General features: G+C 68.7%; 22 protein-coding genes. 7 read left to right on the forward strand and 15 right to left on the reverse strand.

Features of this window, described 5'->3' with window-relative positions:
• On the reverse strand, positions 1-1289 hold a 1289-nt coding region (locus ACFV4K_RS20875; protein ID WP_379276944.1), incomplete at its 3' end, for an NAD(P)/FAD-dependent oxidoreductase.
• A 112-nt stretch (positions 1290-1401) separates the two neighbouring features.
• On the opposite strand from ACFV4K_RS20875, the gene ACFV4K_RS20880 reads away from it, so the two are divergent.
• Positions 1402-2262, forward strand: a complete 861-nt coding sequence (locus ACFV4K_RS20880; protein ID WP_379276946.1) for a LysR family transcriptional regulator — start codon at positions 1402-1404, stop codon at positions 2260-2262.
• Positions 2263-2422: 160 nt separating this feature from the next.
• Here ACFV4K_RS20880 and ACFV4K_RS20885 read toward each other — a convergent pair whose 3' ends face one another.
• The 7 genes from ACFV4K_RS20885 to ACFV4K_RS20915 form a co-directional block, all read right to left on the reverse strand.
• Complete coding sequence (locus ACFV4K_RS20885; RefSeq protein WP_379276948.1) at positions 2423-2647, reverse strand: hypothetical protein; 225 nt, start codon at positions 2645-2647, stop codon at positions 2423-2425.
• A 151-nt stretch (positions 2648-2798) separates the two neighbouring features.
• Positions 2799-3257: a hypothetical protein gene (locus ACFV4K_RS20890; protein WP_379276950.1), complete on the reverse strand. Its 459-nt coding sequence runs from the start codon at positions 3255-3257 to the stop codon at positions 2799-2801.
• A 71-nt stretch (positions 3258-3328) separates the two neighbouring features.
• Positions 3329-3565 carry a hypothetical protein gene (locus ACFV4K_RS20895; protein ID WP_379276952.1) on the reverse strand — a complete coding sequence of 79 codons (237 nt, stop codon included), beginning with the start codon at positions 3563-3565 and terminating at the stop codon, positions 3329-3331.
• Positions 3566-3882: 317 nt separating this feature from the next.
• Positions 3883-4122 carry a hypothetical protein gene (locus tag ACFV4K_RS20900; RefSeq protein ID WP_379276954.1) on the reverse strand — a complete coding sequence of 80 codons (240 nt, stop codon included), beginning with the start codon at positions 4120-4122 and terminating at the stop codon, positions 3883-3885.
• A gap of 214 nt (positions 4123-4336) precedes the next feature.
• Positions 4337-4639, reverse strand: a complete 303-nt coding sequence (locus tag ACFV4K_RS20905) for a hypothetical protein (RefSeq protein WP_379276956.1) — start codon at positions 4637-4639, stop codon at positions 4337-4339.
• 177 nt (positions 4640-4816) lie between these two features.
• A complete protein-coding gene (locus tag ACFV4K_RS20910) occupies positions 4817-5776 on the reverse strand; it encodes an electron transfer flavoprotein subunit alpha/FixB family protein (RefSeq protein WP_379276958.1) in 960 nt (319 codons plus the stop codon).
• Between the two features lie 72 nt (positions 5777-5848).
• Complete coding sequence (locus ACFV4K_RS20915) at positions 5849-6634, reverse strand: electron transfer flavoprotein subunit beta/FixA family protein (protein ID WP_379276960.1); 786 nt, start codon at positions 6632-6634, stop codon at positions 5849-5851.
• 190 nt (positions 6635-6824) lie between these two features.
• Here ACFV4K_RS20915 and ACFV4K_RS20920 point away from each other — a divergent pair, with 190 nt between their 5' ends.
• The 3 genes from ACFV4K_RS20920 to ACFV4K_RS20930 are packed head-to-tail and all read left to right on the forward strand — an operon-like array spanning position 6825 to position 10487.
• Positions 6825-7607 carry a class I SAM-dependent methyltransferase gene (locus ACFV4K_RS20920; RefSeq protein ID WP_379276961.1) on the forward strand — a complete coding sequence of 261 codons (783 nt, stop codon included), beginning with the start codon at positions 6825-6827 and terminating at the stop codon, positions 7605-7607.
• Entirely contained in the window at positions 7604-9187 is a 1584-nt protein-coding gene (locus ACFV4K_RS20925) for a 1,4-alpha-glucan branching protein domain-containing protein (protein WP_379276963.1), read from the forward strand. The genes ACFV4K_RS20920 and ACFV4K_RS20925 overlap by 4 nt, the downstream gene beginning before the upstream one ends.
• Before the next feature lie 37 nt (positions 9188-9224).
• On the forward strand, positions 9225-10487 hold the full coding sequence (locus tag ACFV4K_RS20930) for a glycosyltransferase family 4 protein (RefSeq protein WP_357096249.1): 1263 nt from the start codon (positions 9225-9227) through the stop codon (positions 10485-10487).
• A gap of 78 nt (positions 10488-10565) precedes the next feature.
• Here ACFV4K_RS20930 and ACFV4K_RS20935 read toward each other — a convergent pair whose 3' ends face one another.
• From ACFV4K_RS20935 to ACFV4K_RS20945, 3 genes are read right to left on the reverse strand one after another with little or no spacing between them, the layout of a single operon-like run.
• Positions 10566-11000 (reverse strand): cupin, encoded by a 435-nt coding sequence (locus ACFV4K_RS20935; protein WP_379276965.1) that lies wholly within the window; start codon positions 10998-11000, stop codon positions 10566-10568.
• A gap of 38 nt (positions 11001-11038) precedes the next feature.
• Positions 11039-11572 (reverse strand): DUF1697 domain-containing protein, encoded by a 534-nt coding sequence (locus ACFV4K_RS20940; RefSeq protein ID WP_379276967.1) that lies wholly within the window; start codon positions 11570-11572, stop codon positions 11039-11041.
• A gap of 30 nt (positions 11573-11602) precedes the next feature.
• The gene (locus ACFV4K_RS20945; RefSeq protein ID WP_379276969.1) at positions 11603-12349 is read right to left on the reverse strand and encodes an acyltransferase; all 747 of its coding nucleotides are present in this window, start codon (positions 12347-12349) and stop codon (positions 11603-11605) included.
• Positions 12350-12511: 162 nt separating this feature from the next.
• Here ACFV4K_RS20945 and ACFV4K_RS20950 point away from each other — a divergent pair, with 162 nt between their 5' ends.
• Positions 12512-13852 carry a PQQ-binding-like beta-propeller repeat protein gene (locus ACFV4K_RS20950; protein WP_379276971.1) on the forward strand — a complete coding sequence of 447 codons (1341 nt, stop codon included), beginning with the start codon at positions 12512-12514 and terminating at the stop codon, positions 13850-13852.
• On the opposite strand, the gene ACFV4K_RS20955 is transcribed toward ACFV4K_RS20950, so the two are convergent.
• On the reverse strand, positions 13833-14294 hold the full coding sequence (locus ACFV4K_RS20955) for a MarR family winged helix-turn-helix transcriptional regulator (protein WP_379276972.1): 462 nt from the start codon (positions 14292-14294) through the stop codon (positions 13833-13835). The genes ACFV4K_RS20950 and ACFV4K_RS20955 overlap by 20 nt on opposite strands.
• A 68-nt stretch (positions 14295-14362) precedes the next feature.
• On the opposite strand from ACFV4K_RS20955, the gene ACFV4K_RS20960 reads away from it, so the two are divergent.
• Positions 14363-14842 carry a MarR family winged helix-turn-helix transcriptional regulator gene (locus tag ACFV4K_RS20960; protein ID WP_379276974.1) on the forward strand — a complete coding sequence of 160 codons (480 nt, stop codon included), beginning with the start codon at positions 14363-14365 and terminating at the stop codon, positions 14840-14842.
• Between the two features lie 3 nt (positions 14843-14845).
• On the opposite strand, the gene ACFV4K_RS20965 is transcribed toward ACFV4K_RS20960, so the two are convergent.
• The gene (locus ACFV4K_RS20965; protein ID WP_357279973.1) at positions 14846-15280 is read right to left on the reverse strand and encodes a MarR family transcriptional regulator; all 435 of its coding nucleotides are present in this window, start codon (positions 15278-15280) and stop codon (positions 14846-14848) included.
• A 119-nt stretch (positions 15281-15399) separates the two neighbouring features.
• On the opposite strand from ACFV4K_RS20965, the gene ACFV4K_RS20970 reads away from it, so the two are divergent.
• Positions 15400-15798: a PPOX class F420-dependent oxidoreductase gene (locus ACFV4K_RS20970; RefSeq protein WP_379276976.1), complete on the forward strand. Its 399-nt coding sequence runs from the start codon at positions 15400-15402 to the stop codon at positions 15796-15798.
• 4 nt (positions 15799-15802) lie between these two features.
• Here ACFV4K_RS20970 and ACFV4K_RS20975 read toward each other — a convergent pair whose 3' ends face one another.
• Positions 15803-16963, reverse strand: coding sequence for a class I SAM-dependent methyltransferase (locus ACFV4K_RS20975; RefSeq protein ID WP_379276978.1), 1161 nt, complete (start codon positions 16961-16963; stop codon positions 15803-15805).
• Positions 16964-16982: 19 nt separating this feature from the next.
• Positions 16983-17960: a class I SAM-dependent methyltransferase gene (locus ACFV4K_RS20980; RefSeq protein ID WP_357096273.1), complete on the reverse strand. Its 978-nt coding sequence runs from the start codon at positions 17958-17960 to the stop codon at positions 16983-16985.
• Positions 17961-17967: the final 7 nt, after the last annotated feature.

Raw genomic sequence — 17967 nt, forward strand, 5'->3', positions numbered from 1 at the left:
GCTACCCGCTCCCGACCGGGAGCCCTTGCCGCCGAACCCTTTTCGACCTCGCCGAAGCCGGGACGGCCGCTGCCGATGAACGCCACCAGCCACGACAGCACCGCGGCGAAGCGGTTGCGGAAGCCGACCAGGTAGAACAGGTGCACCGCCAGCCAGGTCACCCAGGCCACGAAACCGGTGAACTTCACCTTGTCGTTCAGCTTGGTGACGGCGTTGAAGCGGTTGATCACCGCCATCGAACCCTTGTCCCAGTACTGGAACGGGGTGGCGGCGGCCTTCTTGCCGCGGATGATGTCGGCCACGTGGCGGCCCTCCTGCATGGCGACCGGCGACTGGCCGGGGTAGCCGTTGAGGAAGGTCATGTCACCGATCGCGAAGATGTCGGCGTGACCGCCCACGGTGCAGTCCGGGTTGATGAGAAGACGTCCGGCGCGGTCGGTTTCGCAACCGGTGGCCTCCGCCAGCACCTGGGCGAAGCCGCCCGCCTGCACACCCGCCGACCACACCACGGTCTCGGCGGCGATGCCGCGCTCCACACCGTCCTTGCTCTTGACGGTGACCTTGCCGTCCTCGATATCGGTCACGAACGTGTCGACCAGCACCTCGACGCCGCTCTGCTCCAGCGACCGCTTCGAATACTCCGAAAGCCGTCCACCGAAGGGCGGCAGCACCACGCCCGCACCCTCCACCAGAGTGACCGTATCCTCCAGGTGGAAGTACCTTTTCGCGAGTTCCTTCAGCTGACCGGCGACCTCGACGCCGGTCGCGCCCGCGCCCACCACCACGAAGCTCAGCAGCCGGCGGCGGGTCTCCGGGTCGGCGGTCTTGGCCTGCTCGAAGACCCGCTCGATCTGCGCGCGCAGATCGCGGGCGTCGTCGATGGTCTTGAGCGAGAACGTCTTGTCGGCGAAATCGTCACGGCCGAAATAGGACTGGCTGGCGCCGGTCGCCGCGATCAGCTTGCCGTAGCGGATCTTGCGCAAGCCCTCGGGCGTCTCGTAGGTGAGGATCGCGTTCGGGGCGTCGATCGCGGTTACCTTGCCCAGACGGGTCTCACCGTGCTTGTGCTTGCGCAGAATATTGGCGATGGGCGGCGCGATCTCATCGGAAGCCAGCACACCCGTCGCAACCTGATAGAGGAGTGGCTGGAAGAGGTGTTCGGGGGTACCCGAGATGAGGACGTAGCGCACGCCCGACTTGTTCAGCTGTTTGGCGGCGGCGAGACCACCGAAGCCCGATCCGACGATGACGACATCGGCGGTTTCGATATCCGCCTCCACGTTGTACATGACTGCTCCCTTCTCTCATGACTAACCGTGATTCGGAACGCGGTTGTTCCAGCTGTCAGGGCGCATAATCAAGATGACTCTTATCTACGTTGATCATGAATTGGAGAATGCGGTGGAGCTGCGGCAACTGGCCTACTTCGTGGCGGTCTGCGAGGAGCTGAGCTTCAGCCGGGCCGCGAGCCGCTGCTTCATCTCGCAGTCGGCTATCAGTCACCAGATCGCGCGGCTGGAACGCGACCTCGGCGTGAACCTCTTCGAACGCTCGACCCGTTCGGTCGTTCCGACCGACGCGACCACTCGGCTACTTCCCCTTGCGAAACAAATGCTGAGCCTCGAATCCGCCATTCGCGCAGCTGTACGGGCCTCCGGGCCACGCATTCGCCTCGCAGCAAATATGAGCTTCGCAACTAGATCACTGTCCGCCATCGCCGGCGCACGCGAGGCGCATCCGGGCGCGGAGATCGAATTCGTCATCAAACCCTTCCGGCAGCGCATCCAGGCGGTGGCCGACGGCGACTGTGATCTCGCTCTCATCCGCGGCAGCGTGGACCAGCCCGGACTGCACGTCGAACAGCTCTGGCTCGAGGATCCGGTCATCGCCACCTCCACCGCCCACCCGCTCGTCACCCGCGGCGGCGACGTCACCCTCGCAGAACTCGGCGCCTATCCCCTGCTGCTCCCCCCGGAGTCCGAGCAGGTCCTGCTCCACAACGTGGTCCGCGCCGCCTTCGCCGACCTCGCCACCGGCCCGGTCTTCGGCCCACCCATCCCACCCGACCACACCGCCACCATGGAACTCATCAACCGCCCCGACGCCTGGACCATCCTCTACGCCGACAGCCAGACCGAGGGCATCGCCACCCTCCGCCTCACCGGCCACCCACTCCGCATCCCCGTCTCCGCCGTCACCCGCGCCGAAGGCCGCACCTCCCCCATCGTCACCACCCTGCTGGCCGCCCTCCGCAGCTCCTGAACACAAACCAGCGCCACCGCGACCGCTAGATGCAGCCGCAGGTCCTTGAGCTCCTCGTTCTCGACAGCCCAGACGATCTCCTCCATCGACCGCATGAACGCCCGGGCGTGTGCCCGATCGGCCGGAACCTCCAGCGCCGCGGCAGTCCGCTCGGCCACCATCACCCGATGTGCGGCTCCGTGATGGGGGCACAGATGTTGGTGCTGCCGAGCACCGTGCACAACACCAGACTTTGCAAGTTGCCAAGCGCGGCGTTGGCCGAACCGCTCGAATCGCCCGTCGTGGGAATTCCGGGGAAGGTGGGGGGCGTCGTGGCCGCTGCGGCCTGACCGGCCCCGGCGGTCAGGGCCGCCGCGATACCGGCCACAGCGATGAGTGCGCGCATGAACGTGAGTCCTTCGGTAGGGGTTCGTGGCCGGACTGCCCGGCCCCGGAAAGATAATCGATTCCATTTCAGAATTTGCCCGAAGTCTGCGGACCCGGTGCCCTTGATTCCATGAGCGGTCGAGCTCCAACCCCCTTCCGCAGCAGCGGGTTCAGAGTTCGGGTGTCGCGGTCTCGTGCACGGTTCGCCACCGATAGGTGCGCCCGTCGGTGATCAGTACCGCCGTCACCGACCGGCGATTCCGGACCTCGGCCATTCGGTTCTCGGCCACGAACCGCAGCACGAGCAGGTGGCCGCCGCGCGTCAGCTCCAGCACGTCGGAGACCTCGATCTCCAACCCCGGCTGCAGGTTTCGCGCCGACCACAAGCCAGCCAGCAACGTCTCCCGATCCACCGTCTCCCCCGTGGTGACCACCGAGGTGAACTGTTCGTCCAACTGGCCCGAGATGCGGTCGAACACCTTCGGTGGCGCGTCCGAGCCCAGCCATTCGGCGAGGTCGTAGTGGAAGGCCGCGACGATGCCGGCCAGGTCGACATCGCCTGCCGCATCCGCCTTCTCAGGGGCGAGCGGCACGGCCTGCCGACGCCGAGGATCGAATAGCCCGAGCACCGGCCAAGCCTGCACGACGACCGGCCCGCACGGCAAACGGCTCCCCGTGGCGATTCCCCCCGGCGGCCGGGCTAGGAGAGCCAGGGCGGCGGTGTGCCGCAGCTCGCCTGACAGGGCGTCCCGGGTTGCACGCTGCCAGTGTACGGCGCCGAGGTCTGCGGCGGCAGCACGACCGGACCGCTGGTGCCAACCGGAGCGCTGGTGGCGATCGGGGCGGGCGGCGACAGCGGAAGCGGTTCGGCCGCAGCCGGACCCGCTGCGACGGCCAGTGCCGCGGCGATACCGGCCGTGGCAAGGAATATGCGCATGAAGCACCCTTCGGTGGAGCGCGGCCGGACCTTCCAGCCGCCGCCAGAAAGTTAATCGCTTCCGTTTCAAAACAGGACCGGAATCCGCCCGCCCGATCACCCCCAATTCCTTGGGCTCGCCCGTAGCCGATCGCCTTCCGGGGCACCGGGTTCAGGCCTCCGGCACCGCTGTTTCATGCACGGTCCGCCATCGGTAGGTGTGGCCGTCGGTGTTCAGAGCGGCCGTCACCGTGCGCTTGCCGGTGACCGCCTCGCCGACACGGTTCTCCGCAATCGAATCGCCCTAGCACCGTGTCACTGTACGGCGCGGGCCTCGCTTACCCGACCCGGCCGCCACCTTCACCCACGCAGTGGGGGTTGGTCAGCAGGCACAGGATCCCGGCGATCCCGGCGGCGCTTTGCGTCGCACTGCCGGTCAGGCTGCTGTCGGTGCCCGCGGTGTCGGTCGCCGCCGGGGTTCCCGAGACGTCGATCAGGGGCAGCGGTGCGGCCGCCGCCGGGCCGATTCCGGTGATCAGTGCGCCCGCGACGATGCCGGTGAGAATGAGAGTGCGCATGGTGCACAACCTTTCGAGCAGCGATGACCCGGGCCTTCGCCGAGCCGCGCTCACAACGTAAGGGAACACGTTTCAGATTTGGCCGAAATCTGCCGCACCCGCAGGCCCTCAATTCCTGTGGCACGCGAAGCGCGGCCACCCTCCCCCGGAACGAAAAAGAATGCCCCCCAGCCGATTCCGGCCGGGATAACCCGGATTCGCCCCCGACCTACGCCTAGCCCACTTCGCCGGGGCACGAGGACCCGCCGACCACACCGGCGAGCACCCCGGCCATGTTTCCGGACGCCAGCTCCGCGATGGCGAAGGCGAGAATCCCAGCGGCCCGGGCGCTTCCGGTGCCGCCGACAGAGGATTGGTTGCACCCGTCCGGCGCCCAGGGCGATACCGAACCCGATGCCGAGCCCGATGCGGAGGAAGAAGCGGCGACGTCGTTCAATGGCAACGGCTCGGCGGCTGCCTGGCCGATCCCGGCCGCCAAGGTGCCCGCGACAGCGACGGCTCCGATGGGAATCCGCATGGGGTAATGCCTTCCGATGTGGCGACCAGACCCGGCCCGGCCGCAGCCAAATTGCAAATTGCACATTTCACAATTGGGGCGGCGGCACCGAGCCCCCGATACCGTGGGCACGAACACAAACCGCCCCCCGGCCACAGCGGCCGGGGGACGGTCGATTGCGGGTTACCGCAGGGGTTTTCAGCCCTTGTGGGCCTTGACCGCCTCGGTCAGCTGCGGGGCGACGTTGAACAGGTCGCCGACGATGCCGTAGTCCGAGATCTCGAAGATCGGGGCCTCTTCGTCCTTGTTGACGGCCACGATGGTCTTCGAGGTCTGCATGCCGGCGCGGTGCTGGATGGCGCCGGAGATGCCCAGGGCCACGTACAGCTGCGGGGAGACCGTCTTACCGGTCTGACCGACCTGGAACTGGCCCGGGTAGTAGCCGGAGTCGACGGCGGCGCGGGAAGCGCCGACGGCGGCACCGAGGGCGTCGGCCAGCGGCTCGACGACCTTGCCGAAGTTGTCGGCGGAACCGACACCACGGCCACCGGACACCACGATCGCGGCCTCGGTGAGCTCGGGGCGGTCGCCGCCCACGTTCGGCTCACGCGAGATGACCTTGGTGACGCCCTCTTCCTGCGCGGGCAGCTCGACGGCGACCTTCTCGCCGGCGGCGGCCTGCGGGGCGGCCTCGATGGCGCCCGGACGGACCGAGATCACCGGCACGTCGCCGGTGGCCTTGGCGTCCACGGTGAACGCGCCACCGAAGATGGAGTGCTGCGCCGAGCCGTCACCGTTCACGGCGATGACGTCGATCAGCAGACCGGAACCGATGCGGGCGGCCAGGCGACCCGACACCTCCTTGCCGTCGGCGGTGGCGGCGACCAGGATCGCGCCCGGGGCGACGGACTCGGACAGGCCGGCCAGCACGTCGACCTTGGGGGTGACGAGGAAGCCCTCGGCGTCATCGCCCTCGGCGACATAGATCTTCTCGGCGCCGGCCGCGGCCAGCGCGTCGCCCAGCTGGTCGGCGGTGCGGGGGGCACCGACGACGACGGCGGCCGGGGTGCCCAGGGCACGGGCGGCGGTGAGGAGTTCGGTGGTGACCTTCTTGGGCGCACCTTCAGCGTGCTCCACGAGCACGAGTACTTCTGCCATTGTTCTTTCTCCTGCAGGGTCTCTGGGGGCGAGCTGCGAGCACTGCGCCCCGCCGTTCGCTCGGGGGCGGTCTTAGATGATCTTCTGACCAACGAGGTAGGTGGCGATCTGGTTGCCGCCCTCGCCCTCGTCGACGATCTTCGCGCCCGCCGTGCGCGCCGGCTTCGGGGTCACACCGGTCACCTGGGTGCCGGCGTTCGCAACGCCCACGGTCTCCGGGTCGACGCCCAGATCGGCCAGGGTGAAGGTCTGAACTTCCTTCTTCTTGGCGGCCATGATGCCCTTGAAGGACGGGAAGCGCGGCTCGTTGATCTTCTCGGTGACCGAGACGATGGCCGGCAGGGTGGCCTCCAGCTTGAAGACGCCCTCGTCGGTCTCACGCTCGCCGGCGATGCGCTCGCCGTCGACGGTCAGCTTGCGGAGGTGGGTCAGCTGCGGCAGGCCCAGGTACTCGGCGATGATCGCCGGAACGGCGCCCGCGCGACCATCGGTGGCCTCGTTGCCCGCGATGACCAGCTCGATGCCCTCGATCTGCCCCAGCGCGGCGGCCAGGATGTAGGCGGTCTGCACGGCGTCCGAGCCGTGGATGGCCGGGTCGTTGATGTGGATGGCCTTGTCCGCGCCCATCGACAGGGCCTTGCGGATGGCCTCGGTGGCCCGATCGGGGCCGGCGGCCAGCACGGTGACCTCGCCGCCCTGCGCCTCCTTGATCAACAGCGCCTCCTCGACGGCGCGCTCGTTGATCTCATCGAGGATGGCGTCGGCGGCCTCGCGGTCGAGAGTGTAGTCACCGCTGGTCAGCTTGCGCTCGGACCAGGTGTCGGGAACCTGCTTGATCAGTACGACGATGTTCGGCATTGGTCTTCGTCGACCTCCTGTTCTGGTGGCACTGGGTGTGGCGGTCGCACGAGTTTTGCCGTACGTCCACAAGTAGCTCGTTCGGGAGATTACCCTACGTTAAGTTACTCGTGGGTAACTTAGCGTGTGACTTTCCGCATCGGTTGATCCGGTCGCGGGTGTGATATGCGCAACCGCTAACGTCGGAGCAATGAGCGAGGCCGTGAGACCTGTTGAAAACCACACCGATCCCTTGCCGCTGACCGGCGAGCGGACGGTGCCCGGCATCGCCGAGGAGAACTACTGGTTCCGGCGCCACGAGATCGCCTACGTGCGCATGCTCGACCGTTGCGCGGGCAAGGTCGTGCTCGAGGCGGGCAGCGGAGAAGGCTACGGGGCCAATATGATCGCCGGGGTCGCCGCGCGTGTCACCGGCCTCGACTACGACGACAGCGCGGTCGCGCACGTGCGCGCCAAGTACCCGCGCGTGGAAATGGTGCAGGGCAACCTGGCGGACCTGCCGCTCGACGACGCCTCGGTCGACATCGTGGTGAACTTCCAGGTCATCGAACACCTGTGGGACCAGGCGCAATTCCTGCGCGAATGCCTGCGGGTGCTGCGGCCCGGCGGCAAGCTGCTGATCTCCACCCCGAACCGGATCACCTTCTCCCCCGGCCGCGACACACCGCTCAACCCGTTCCACACGCGTGAGCTCAATGCCGCCGAGATGACCGAACTGCTCGTCGATGCCGGTTTCACCGTCGAACTGATGGCGGGCATCTTCCACGGGCCCGAACTCATGGCGCTGGACGAGAAGTGGGGCGGGTCGATCATCGACGCGCAGATCGAGCGGGCGCTGGCAGGCGAGCCGTGGCCCGCCGACCTGGCCGCCGACGTAGCCGCGGTGACCATCGACGACTTCGCGCTGCTCGCCGACTCCGAGCGCGACATCGACGCCAGCCTCGACCTGCTGGCCGTCGCGGTGAAGCCGTGACGGACGCGAATTCGCCGGTGCCGGGCCAGTTCACGCTGGTCCTGCACTCGCACCTGCCGTGGCTGGCCCATCACGGGCGCTGGCCGGTCGGCGAGGAATGGCTCTACCAGTCCTGGGCCGCGTCCTACCTGCCCGTCGCGAAGGTGCTCAGAACCCTTGCCGCCGAAGGTCGTTCGCACCTGATCAGCCTGGGCATCACGCCGGTGCTGGCCGCGCAGCTGGACGACCCGCACTGCCTCGAGGGCATGCACCACTGGCTGGGCAACTGGCGACTGCGCGCCGACGAGGCGTCCATGGCGGGCAATGTCGCGCTCGGTCGGCACGAACACCGGCTCGCCGCAGCCGCTCTCGACGATTTCGAGACCCGCTGGATGCACGGCGCCTCGCCGGTGTGGCGGGAGCTCATCGACGCCGAGGCCATCGAATTGCTGGGCGGGCCGCTGGCGCATCCGTTCCAGCCGTTGCTGGATCCGCGGCTGCGCGAGTTCGAACTGGTCGAGGGCCTGGCGGACGCGCGGGCGCGCTGGGGGCACACGCCGTCGGGCATCTGGGCGCCCGAGTGCGGGTTCACGCCGGGCATGGAGCAGACCTACGACAAGGTCGGCATCTCGCACTTCATGGTGGACGGTCCCGCGCTGCGCGGCGACACCACGCTCGGCCGGCCGGTGTGGGATTCGGATGTGGTGGCCTTCGGCCGCGATCTCGCGGTCAGCTACCGCGTCTGGTCGCCGAAATCCGGGTACCCGGGACAGCCCTACTACCGTGATTTCCATCACTACGACCACGCCACCGGATTGAAGCCCGCGCGGGTCACCGGCAAGACCGTGTCGGGTCCTGACAAGGCTCCTTATGATCCCGAGCTCGCCTCGGCGGCCATCGGCAAGGACGTCGCGGACTTCGTGGCGACCGTGCGGGAACGGTTGATCTCGGAGTCGGAGCGCATCGGCCGGCCCGCCCTCGTGGTGGCCGCCTTCGACACCGAATTGTTCGGCCACTGGTGGCACGAGGGCCCGCAGTGGCTCGAGCAGGTGCTGCGCGCACTGCCCGAGGCCGGGGTCACCGTCGGCACCCTCGCGGACGCGCGGGCCCGCGGCTACGTGGGCGAACGCGTCGAATTGGCCGATTCCTCCTGGGGTTCGGGCAAGGACTGGCGGGTGTGGGCCGGGGACCAGGTGTCCGATCTGGTCCAGTTGAACGCCGAGGTGGTGCGGCTCGCGCTGGACACCCTCGACAAGATGCGGGTGGACGCCGGAACGGTCGAGAACACCCGATACGGGTTGCGCGACACGGTTGCCGACCAGCTGCTGCGGGAGGCGATCCTGGCCGTCTCCAGCGACTGGGCGTTCATGGTGTCGAAGGATTCGGCGGCCGGGTACGCGCGTGATCGAGCCCATGAGCACTCGCACGCCGTGCGCGAGATCGCGGCCGCGGTGACGGCCGGGCAACTCGCCAAAGCGGGTCAGTTGGCGGCAGGATGGTACGCGGCCGACGGACTCTTCCCCGCGCTCGATGCGCGCAGGCTCGGCCCCGCTTCGGCGGGAGCGACGGACCCGGAGGAGGCAGCTTGCGTAACCACGTAGGGGCCCGCGGACGCCGCGTCGATACAGAAGGACCCGCATGAAGATCTTGATGGTGTCGTGGGAGTACCCACCCGTCGTAGTCGGTGGGCTGGGCCGCCACGTCCATCACCTGGCCGTCGAGCTGGCCGCCGCCGGGCACGAAGTCGTCGTGCTGGCGCGCCGGCCGATGGGCACCGACGCCACCACCCACCCGACGCACTCCTTCATCGAGGAGGGCGTCCTGGTGGTGGCGGTCGCCGAGGATCCGCCGGTGTTCGACTTCGGCGAGGACATGCTGGCCTGGACCCTGGCCATGGGTCACGCCATGGTGCGGGCCGGGATCGCGTTGAACAAGCCGGGCATCGGCGAGGGCTGGACCCCCGATGTGGTGCACGCCCACGACTGGCTGGTCGCGCACCCGGCGATCACGCTGGCCGAGTACTACGACGTGCCGCTGGTGTCGACCATCCACGCCACCGAGGCGGGCCGCCACAGCGGCTGGGTCTCGGGTCGGGTGAACCGGCAGGTGCACTCGGTGGAGTGGTGGCTGGCCCACGAATCCGACGCGCTCATCACCTGTTCGGAGTCGATGAAGGACGAGGTGCACCGGCTCTACGGCGCCGAGAAGGTGCCGATGACGGTGATCCGCAACGGAATCGACGTGGGCGCGTGGACCTTCCGCGAACGCGCGCCCCGCTCCGGCCCGCCGCGGCTGCTGTACGTGGGCCGTCTCGAATACGAGAAGGGCATCCAGGACGCCATCGCCGCGCTGCCGCGCATCCGCAAGGCGCATCCGGGGACCACGCTCACCGTGGCCGGTATCGGCACCCAGTTCGACTGGCTGCGTGAGCGCGCCCGCGCCCACCGCGTCGCGCGCGCGGTGAGTTTCGTCGGCAAGCTCGACCACACCGATCTGCTGGGCTGGCTGCACAGCGCCGACGCCATCGTGCTGCCCAGCCGCTACGAGCCCTTCGGCATCGTGGCCCTCGAGGCCGCCGCCGCGGGCACCCCGCTGATCACCTCCACCGCGGGCGGGCTCGGCGACCTGGTCACCGACGGCGTCACCGGCGCCTCGTTCGAACCGGCCGACGTGAACGGCGTTGCGGAAGCGGTCATCTCGGTGCTCGACGACGCGGCCGCCGCGCAGGAGCGCGCCTGGGCCGCCCGCGAGCGCCTCACCGCCGACTTCGCCTGGGATGTGGTGGCGCAGGAGACCGCACTGGTCTACCAGGGCGCCAAGCGCCGGGTCCGCAACCCGGTCGGCCGTCCGGTCATCTCGGAACGTCCACTGCCGGAACGGGATCCGAACCAGCCGTACTGAGCGGTGACGCTCGGATTTTTCCCTCGGACACGTCTGCGCCTCGAATTGGAACGAGTTCTAATCCGAGGCTCGGATCGGTCAGTTGAACGAGCAGCCCGGATTCGGCGCGTCCTCCGACAGCGGACTCCCCGCGGGCAGCACATAGAGCACATCGAGAATCTGCGACTCGGTCCCCAGATTCCGTTCCAGATGAACATTGCCGATCCCGGCCCGCTCCACGAACGCCGTCCCCGCCCCGCCGACCTGATCGATCGCGCAATCGGGTCCGTAATGGCTCAGCTCGCCCTGACGCAGGACCGCGTACAGCGTCCCGTCGTGATAGTGCCAGCCGGTGGAACCGCCTGGGACGATGGTGATTTCGCGCAGGATGTAGTCGGTGTCCCCGATCGTGGTGCGCGAGATGATCACCCCCGTGACGCCGTCGGAGGGTGTCGCGTGCGCGGTCGCCGCGAAGGACCCGGCCAACGCGCAGGACGCCAGCGCGGCCAGTACAGCTCGAGAACCGAGAGTCACCCGGCCACGCTATCGCGCGCCACCGGTCAGCGAGAACCCTAGGCGTCCATCTTTTTCAGGGTCTTCTGGACCGTCAGGAAGGTGCGGGTGGTCATGTCCTTGCCCCAGGCCTTCTCGATCGTGGACATGAAGCCGGTGGTGCTGGGATCGGTGTTGTCGATGACGGTGAGCAGCGCGGCGGCGGGCTCGTCGTAGCGGACGACGCGGACCGCGGAACCATCGAAATCGGGGATGGACTTCGGGTGCTCGCGCACGAAGGTGACCGTCAGATAGGTTTCGCGGCCGTGGGTGAGACCGGCGTAGGGATCGGAGTCGACCAGCTTCTGGAGCTGGGCCCGCGTGCGGATCAGCGTCCCGCCGGGGATGCCCAGTTCGGCGGTGAGCGCCTGCTGGATGATCGATTCCAGGCCTGCCACGTCGGTGTCGTCGGTCCGGAAGACCACGTTGCCACTCGCCAGCAGCGTGCTGACCTTCTCGAAACCCAACCCTTCGAAGACGCCGCGCAGTTTCTCGCCGCGCATATTGGGGTTGGTGGGCATGATCCCGCGCAGGAAGGCGGCGTAGCGGTGCATGGCCGTGAACCTACCTGCGCGGGGTGACAGTCAGGAGGCGGCGACGCCGCTCTTCTTGCGTTCGATGTCGGCGAGCGCCTCGAGGTGGGCGGCGCGGGCCTCGGCGGCGGCGTCCCAGGTCTCCTTGCGGTTCTTCACGGCCCGGGCGGGCGCGCCGACGCAGATGGAGTAGTCGGGGTAGTCGCCCTTGACGACGGCGTGCGCGCCCAGCACGCAGCCGCGGCCGACGCGGGTGGAGCGCAGCACGGTGACCTTGGCGGCGATCCAGGTGTCCGGGCCGATGCGGACCGGCGACTTCACGATGCCCTGATCCTTGATGGGCAGGTTGATGTCGTCGGTGACATGGTCGAAGTCGCAGATGTAGCACCAGTCGGCGACCAGGGTCGACTCGCCGATCTCGATGTCGAGGTAGGTGTTGACGACATTGTCCTTGCCGAATACCACCTTGTCGCCGATGCGCAGCGAACCCTCGTGGCAGCGAATGGCGTTGCCGTCGCCGATGTGCACCCAGCGGCCGATCTCCAGCCGGGACAGCTCGGGGGTGGCGTGGACCTCCACGTTCTTGCCCAGGAAGACCATGCCGCGCAGCACGATGTGCGGGTTGGCCATCTTGAACTTGAACAGCCGGTAGTAGCGCACCAGGTACCAGGGCGTGTAGGCGCGATTGGCGAGGACCCACTTCAGAGACGCGGGCGTGAGGAAACGGGCCTGCTCCGGATCCCGGCGGCGCGAACCCCGCCAACGCGAGCGCAGCGGTGCGCCCCACATGCTCGTCACGAACTACTCCCTGTGTTCACCGGTCGTTTCAACGAGGGTATCCGTCCCCTTCCACGGGCACGAAAGTAGGCTGTGCTCCGGCTGCGGCAACGGCAGGGCCCCGGCTGCGGCAACCCGGCGACAATCCTCAGACTTCCGTACTGGCAGAAGGGACACCAGCAGGTGCGAAACGGCAGGCGGCGGACCGGACGTGATCGACGCTCGAGCACCGGGTCCAAGGTGCTGGCCCTCGCGGGCGCCGGGCTGTTCGCACTGACGGGGTGCGCGTACGGCAGTACCAAGGTCGACGATATCGGCGTCGGTCCCGGCAAGGGCTGGCCGATGGCGTTCGGGGATGCCCGCAACAGCGGGTCCAGCTCGGTCACCGGGTCGCGGAATCTGGCGCTGAATTGGTCTCGGCCCGTGGGCGGTCCGGTCGCGCAGCCGGTCACCATCGGCGGCGACGGGCAGCTGTACGTCACCACCCGCGCCACCGGCTGCAACATTGTGTCGTTCCAGATGCCGACGGGCCGTAAGCGTTTCTGTAATCCACTGGGTCCCAGCGCCGTCGACGGCGGCGCGGCGGTGGACGGCAGCGGCAATGTGTACGTCGGCGACGACGGCGCGGTGAACTCGTTCAACAACCTCGGTCAGCCGCGCTGGCGCACCCCCGCCGCCGGGACGCCGGTGTCGGTGCAGTTCACCGGGGACGGGAAGGTCCTGTCGGTCACCCAGTCCGGGCAGGTGGACGTCCTGATCCGGCAGACCGGCGAACGCCAGGTCCCGACCTTCCAGCTGCTCGGCGAACCCGACTTCCTGGCCAACCCGTCGCTGAGCCGGCCGCCGGACGGGCAGGGCCTCGACGACTGCGCCACCGGCGGGCCGCAGTGCCCGATCGCGAATGTGTCGGCGGTGGACCAGAAGTCGGGCCGCTTCTACGCGACCGTGTGGAAGCCCGGTGACAGTCAGGCCGCATTGGTGGCGCTCACCTACAACGGCAGAGAGGTCCGCGTCGACTGGGACGCGAAGTTGCTCGAACAGGGCAGCGCCACCAGTCCCGCGCTCTCGGCCGACGGCTCGACGGTCTACGTCGGCGACAACACCAACCGCCTGATCGCCGTGGACGCCGCCACCGGCAAGACGAAATGGACTCGGGACCTGGGCTTCCCGGCGCGCGGCGGCATCTCCGTCGCGGACGGCCTGCTGGTGCCCGCCGGCGACGAGGGCCACCTGGTGGCGCTGCGCGATCAGGGCGACAAGGCCGAGATCGCCTGGGAGCGCAAGGATCTCGAACTGCGCGGCCGCCCGGTCCAGACCGCGGGCGGCACCGGCTACACGGTGGCCCCGATCGGGGACAAACTGACGCTGGTCACCTTCGACACCCGCAATGGCGCGACGGTGCAGTCCAACGATCTTCCGGGCGCGGAGGGCACCACCGTGGCGACCGCAGTGGGCGGCAAGGGCGAGGTCGTGGTGGCCACCCGGATCGGCGAGCTGTTCGTGTTCAAGCCGGAGACGAAGTAGCACCGTCCGCGCGCAGCGTCAGCGCGTAGGCGTCGACATTGGCCGCGACCCGCCGCAGCAGGTCCAGCAGGGTGCCGTAGTCGTCGGCGCTGAGGCCCTCGGTGGCGGCGGCGCGCTGAATCAGGATGCGCTCCCACAGGTTCGCGTGCGCGGCGACGCCTTCCGGGGTCAACGTATAGGTCCCCGCGCTGTCCCGGGCGACCCAGCCCCGATCCGCCAGCGCGCCGACATACGGTGCGGCCGTGGGGTCGTGGGCGTCGAGGTACGGGGACAGCGCGACATCGAGGCCCGCGGTGTCGAGCGGGCCGTCGGCGAGCGTGTGCAGGGTCTGCCAGTGGCGGCGGAGCAGGCCCTCGGCGGCCAGGAACACGGCGAAATTGCCTTCGAGGGTCTTGTCGATGTGCTTGAGCCAATAGCCCAGGAACCTCGGTGCGTCGGACATGATCGTCTCCTAATACTTGCAAAAGTACATGTGCATGTATTTTAACAATCAATTGTAGGATAACAAGGGTGAAGGACAGCGACCCCGCGATCGTCGCCATCGAGCGCGCCATGGTGGCCATTCGCCGCAGCCAGAGCCGGCGCGCACTGAACAAGCTCGCGGCCCGCGCCGGGGGCCCGGCCGTGGATCCGACCCTGTTCGGCGTGCTGGACGCCGTCGAGGCCCGGGAGGGCGAGGTGGTGGTCACCGATATCGCCACCGCCCTGGGCGTGGACCAGCCGCGGGCCAGTCGGCTGGTGGCGCGGGCGGTCGCCGAAGGTCTCGTGGAACGACGGGCCGATCAGGCCGACGCGCGACGCATCCATTTGCACCTCACCGCCTCCGCGCGCACGACCCTGGACCGCGCCCACGCGAATCGGCAGGCCGCGCTCGATGCCGCGACCGCCGGCTGGCCGGACCGCGACCGCACCGAATTCGCCCGGCTGCTCACCCGATTCGTCGCCGACTTCGAGACGGTCACCGCCGATCCGCCGGACGACGCCCGGTAGCGATCAGTCCGGGCGGACCGATTCGAGGACGGTGGCGGCCCGCTCGAGCAGGTCGATGAGCGCGGCGCGCTCGGCCGCGGTGAACTCCGCCGCGAGCGCCCGTTCGACCGGGACCGCGCGTTTGTCGGCCGCCCGCATGACCTTGCGGCCCTCGTCGGTGAGCCGGGTCTCCAGCACATTGCGATGCCACTCGTGCGGCGTGCGCTCGATGAGGCCGCGCTCGCGCAGATTGGTGAGCACCGTGTTCATGGTGGGCGGGGTGACGCCGCAGCGGCGGGCCAGTTCGGCGGCGGAGATGCCCGGGTTCTCACTGAGGACGTAGAGGGCCGCGTACTGCGGGATGGTCACGGCCGCGGGCTTGAGGGCGGCGTTCTTCGCGCCCATGAGCGCCTGCTCGGCGCGCTTGATATAGGTCCCCAGGCGCTCTTCGACCGGCATCGACGTCACCCCGGCATGATAGCCCACCCCCTTGTTCGAACCTTGACGATCATTAGAGCTCTAATCTATCTTCGCTCTCATATTCTGATGTCATCTCTACGGTCCCGAAAGGCGTGCGCATGTCCTACAGCGTGATTCCCGAGAAGTACACCGACCTGCTCACCCGGCCCCTGTTCGCGCACCTGGCCACACTGAATCCCGACGGCACCCCGCAGGTCACCCCGATCTGGCAGATCTGGGACGGGGAGGTCCTGCGCTTCACCACCACGACGACCCGGGCCAAGCACCGCAATACCGCCCGCGACCCGCACGTGGCGGTCAGCATCAACGATCCCGAGGCGCCGTACCGCTACCTGGAGATCCGGGGCGTGGTCGAACGCGTCGACAGCGATACCGAGGGAGAGTTCTTCGATGTCCTCGCACAGCGCTACGGACTCCCCTACGAGAAACCCGTGGGCGACCACCTTGATCGTGTCGTACTGGTGATGCGGCCGACCCACGCGACCTATCAGGGCTGAGATCCTACGGGGTCGTGCAGAGGAAAACCGTTGCGGCGCGGCCGATTCTGGTGACGACGAGGGTGTGCGGCACCGAGCCGCGGGGTTTGATGCGGGCGCGCAGGGCGTCGGGGTCGATATCGACGCCGCGGGTGAGGATTTCGAGGGGTCCGCAGTCGCGGCGGTGGAGTTCGGCGCGCAGGGGCTTCTCACGGAATTCCATGCGGTCCAGGACGCGGAAGCCGCGGACGCCGTCGGGAACCTGGTCGCCGGTGAGATAGGCGATGCGGGGATCCAGTTGCCACAGGCCGTGTTTCGCGGCGTAGTGGCGGACCAGGCCCGCGCGGACGACGGCGCCGTCCGGATCGATGATCCACTCCCCCGGCTCCCGTTCGGGAATGTCGTCGGGGGCGGTGTCGGTGAGGGTCCAGGGATCGGCCGTCGCGGACAGGACCGTCGCGCGGCGGGTGACGCCCGGTTCGGTGAGACCCGGTGACCACAGGCAGGCTTCGCGGACCGCGCCGTCGAGGGAGACCACCTCGACCTCGCCCGACCAGCCGAGGGTGTCGAAATCCAGTCCGGGAGCGCACTTCACGGCGAGGTCGCGGCCGGAGTAGGCGGTGAGCAGATCCGGCAGCGGCGGCTGGAGTTTGGCCGGATCGTGGGTGCGGCGGCCGTCGGCGCGGCGGGCGGGATCGGCGATCACCACGTCGGCGGTGCTGCACGGAACCAGCGCGTCGGCCTTGGCCAGCAACACATTTCGCGCGCACGCGTTGTGTGCGGCCATGGCCAGCCGGATGTCGTCGAGGTCGCTGCCGATGACGGCGGGACAGACCGCCGCGAGCGCGGCGAGTTCCGCGCCGATCGAACAGGTGACGTCGTGCACGGTGCGCCCGGCCAGCCGTTGGGCGCGGTGCGCGGCCACCGCCGACGGGGTCGCCTGCTGGAGGGCGTCGTCGGTGAACAGCCAGTCCCCGGCGCCGGCCAGTTTGGCGGTGGCCCGGCGGCGCAGGCGGACGGTTTCGACCAGGGCCGCGGCCCGGTCGCCGTGCCCGCGGCGGATGCGCTCCAGATCCTTGAGGAGCGAGGCGGAGGACAGCGCGAAATCGCCCACCTCGGCCAGGGCCGCCGCGCCGGCGGCACTGGAGAGGTAGGCGATGTCGTCGCGAGTGAAGGCGTAGCCCACGGGGTTTCGCGGAGTCGGCCTACTTGGCGGACGCGCCGGGCTTCACGCCGGTGATCATGGCGTTGTAGAAGAACTGGCGGGGCACCACGTGGCGCAGCACCTTCTCGTCGAGGGCGGAGAACGCCAGCCACGCCTTGTACTGGGCCATGCGGTATCCGATGGTCAGCTTCTCCTCGGGCACGGCGGCCTCGAAGGTGCGGACCGGCCAGCCCCACAGGGCGGCGGCGAATTCCTCGGTCTTGGCCTGCACCTCGACGGCGCCCGCGCTGCGGGCCATCTTCTCCAGGTCGGAGGGGTCGAAGGTGTGCAGGTCGACGACGGCCTCGAGGGCCGCGGCGCGCGAGGACTCGTCGAGCTCGGACTGCGGGCGACGCCAGCCGCTCAGGAACGGCAGCTTGGTGACCGTGGTGGTGACCTTCCAGGTGACCTGGCCCAGGCGACGCGCGTAGATGTTGCCGATGGTGGTCGGCTCACCGGCGAACACGAAGCGACCGCCCGGCTTCAGCACGCGCAGGCACTCCTTGAGCGCGAGCTCCACATCGGGGATGTGGTGCAGCACGGCGTGGCCGACGACCAGGTCGAAGGTGTCGTCCTCGTAGGGGATGGTCTCGGCGTCGGCGACGCGGCCGTCGACGTCGAGGCCCAAGTTCTGGCCGTTGCGGGTGGCGACCTTGACCATGCCCGGCGACAGGTCCGTGACCGAGCCGCGCTCGGCCACGCCCGCCTGCATCAGGTTCAGCAGGAAGAAGCCGGTGCCGCAGCCGAGTTCGAGGGCTCGCTCGTAGGGCAGCTCGGTGCTGGGCGCGACGGCGTCGAAGCGACCCTTGGCGTACTCGATGCAGCGCTCGTCGTACGAGATCGACCACTTGTCGTCGTAGGTCTCGGCTTCCCAGTCGTGATAAAGGACCTGGGCGAGCTTGTTGTCGCTATACGCGGCCTGGACCTCGGCCTCGGTGGCGTGCGGGTTCGGCGCGGGGTCTTCAGGACCAACTGTCATGCAGGCA

Source organism: Nocardia sp. NPDC059764 (assembly GCF_042732555.1).
In the GTDB taxonomy this organism is placed as follows: domain Bacteria; phylum Actinomycetota; class Actinomycetes; order Mycobacteriales; family Mycobacteriaceae; genus Nocardia.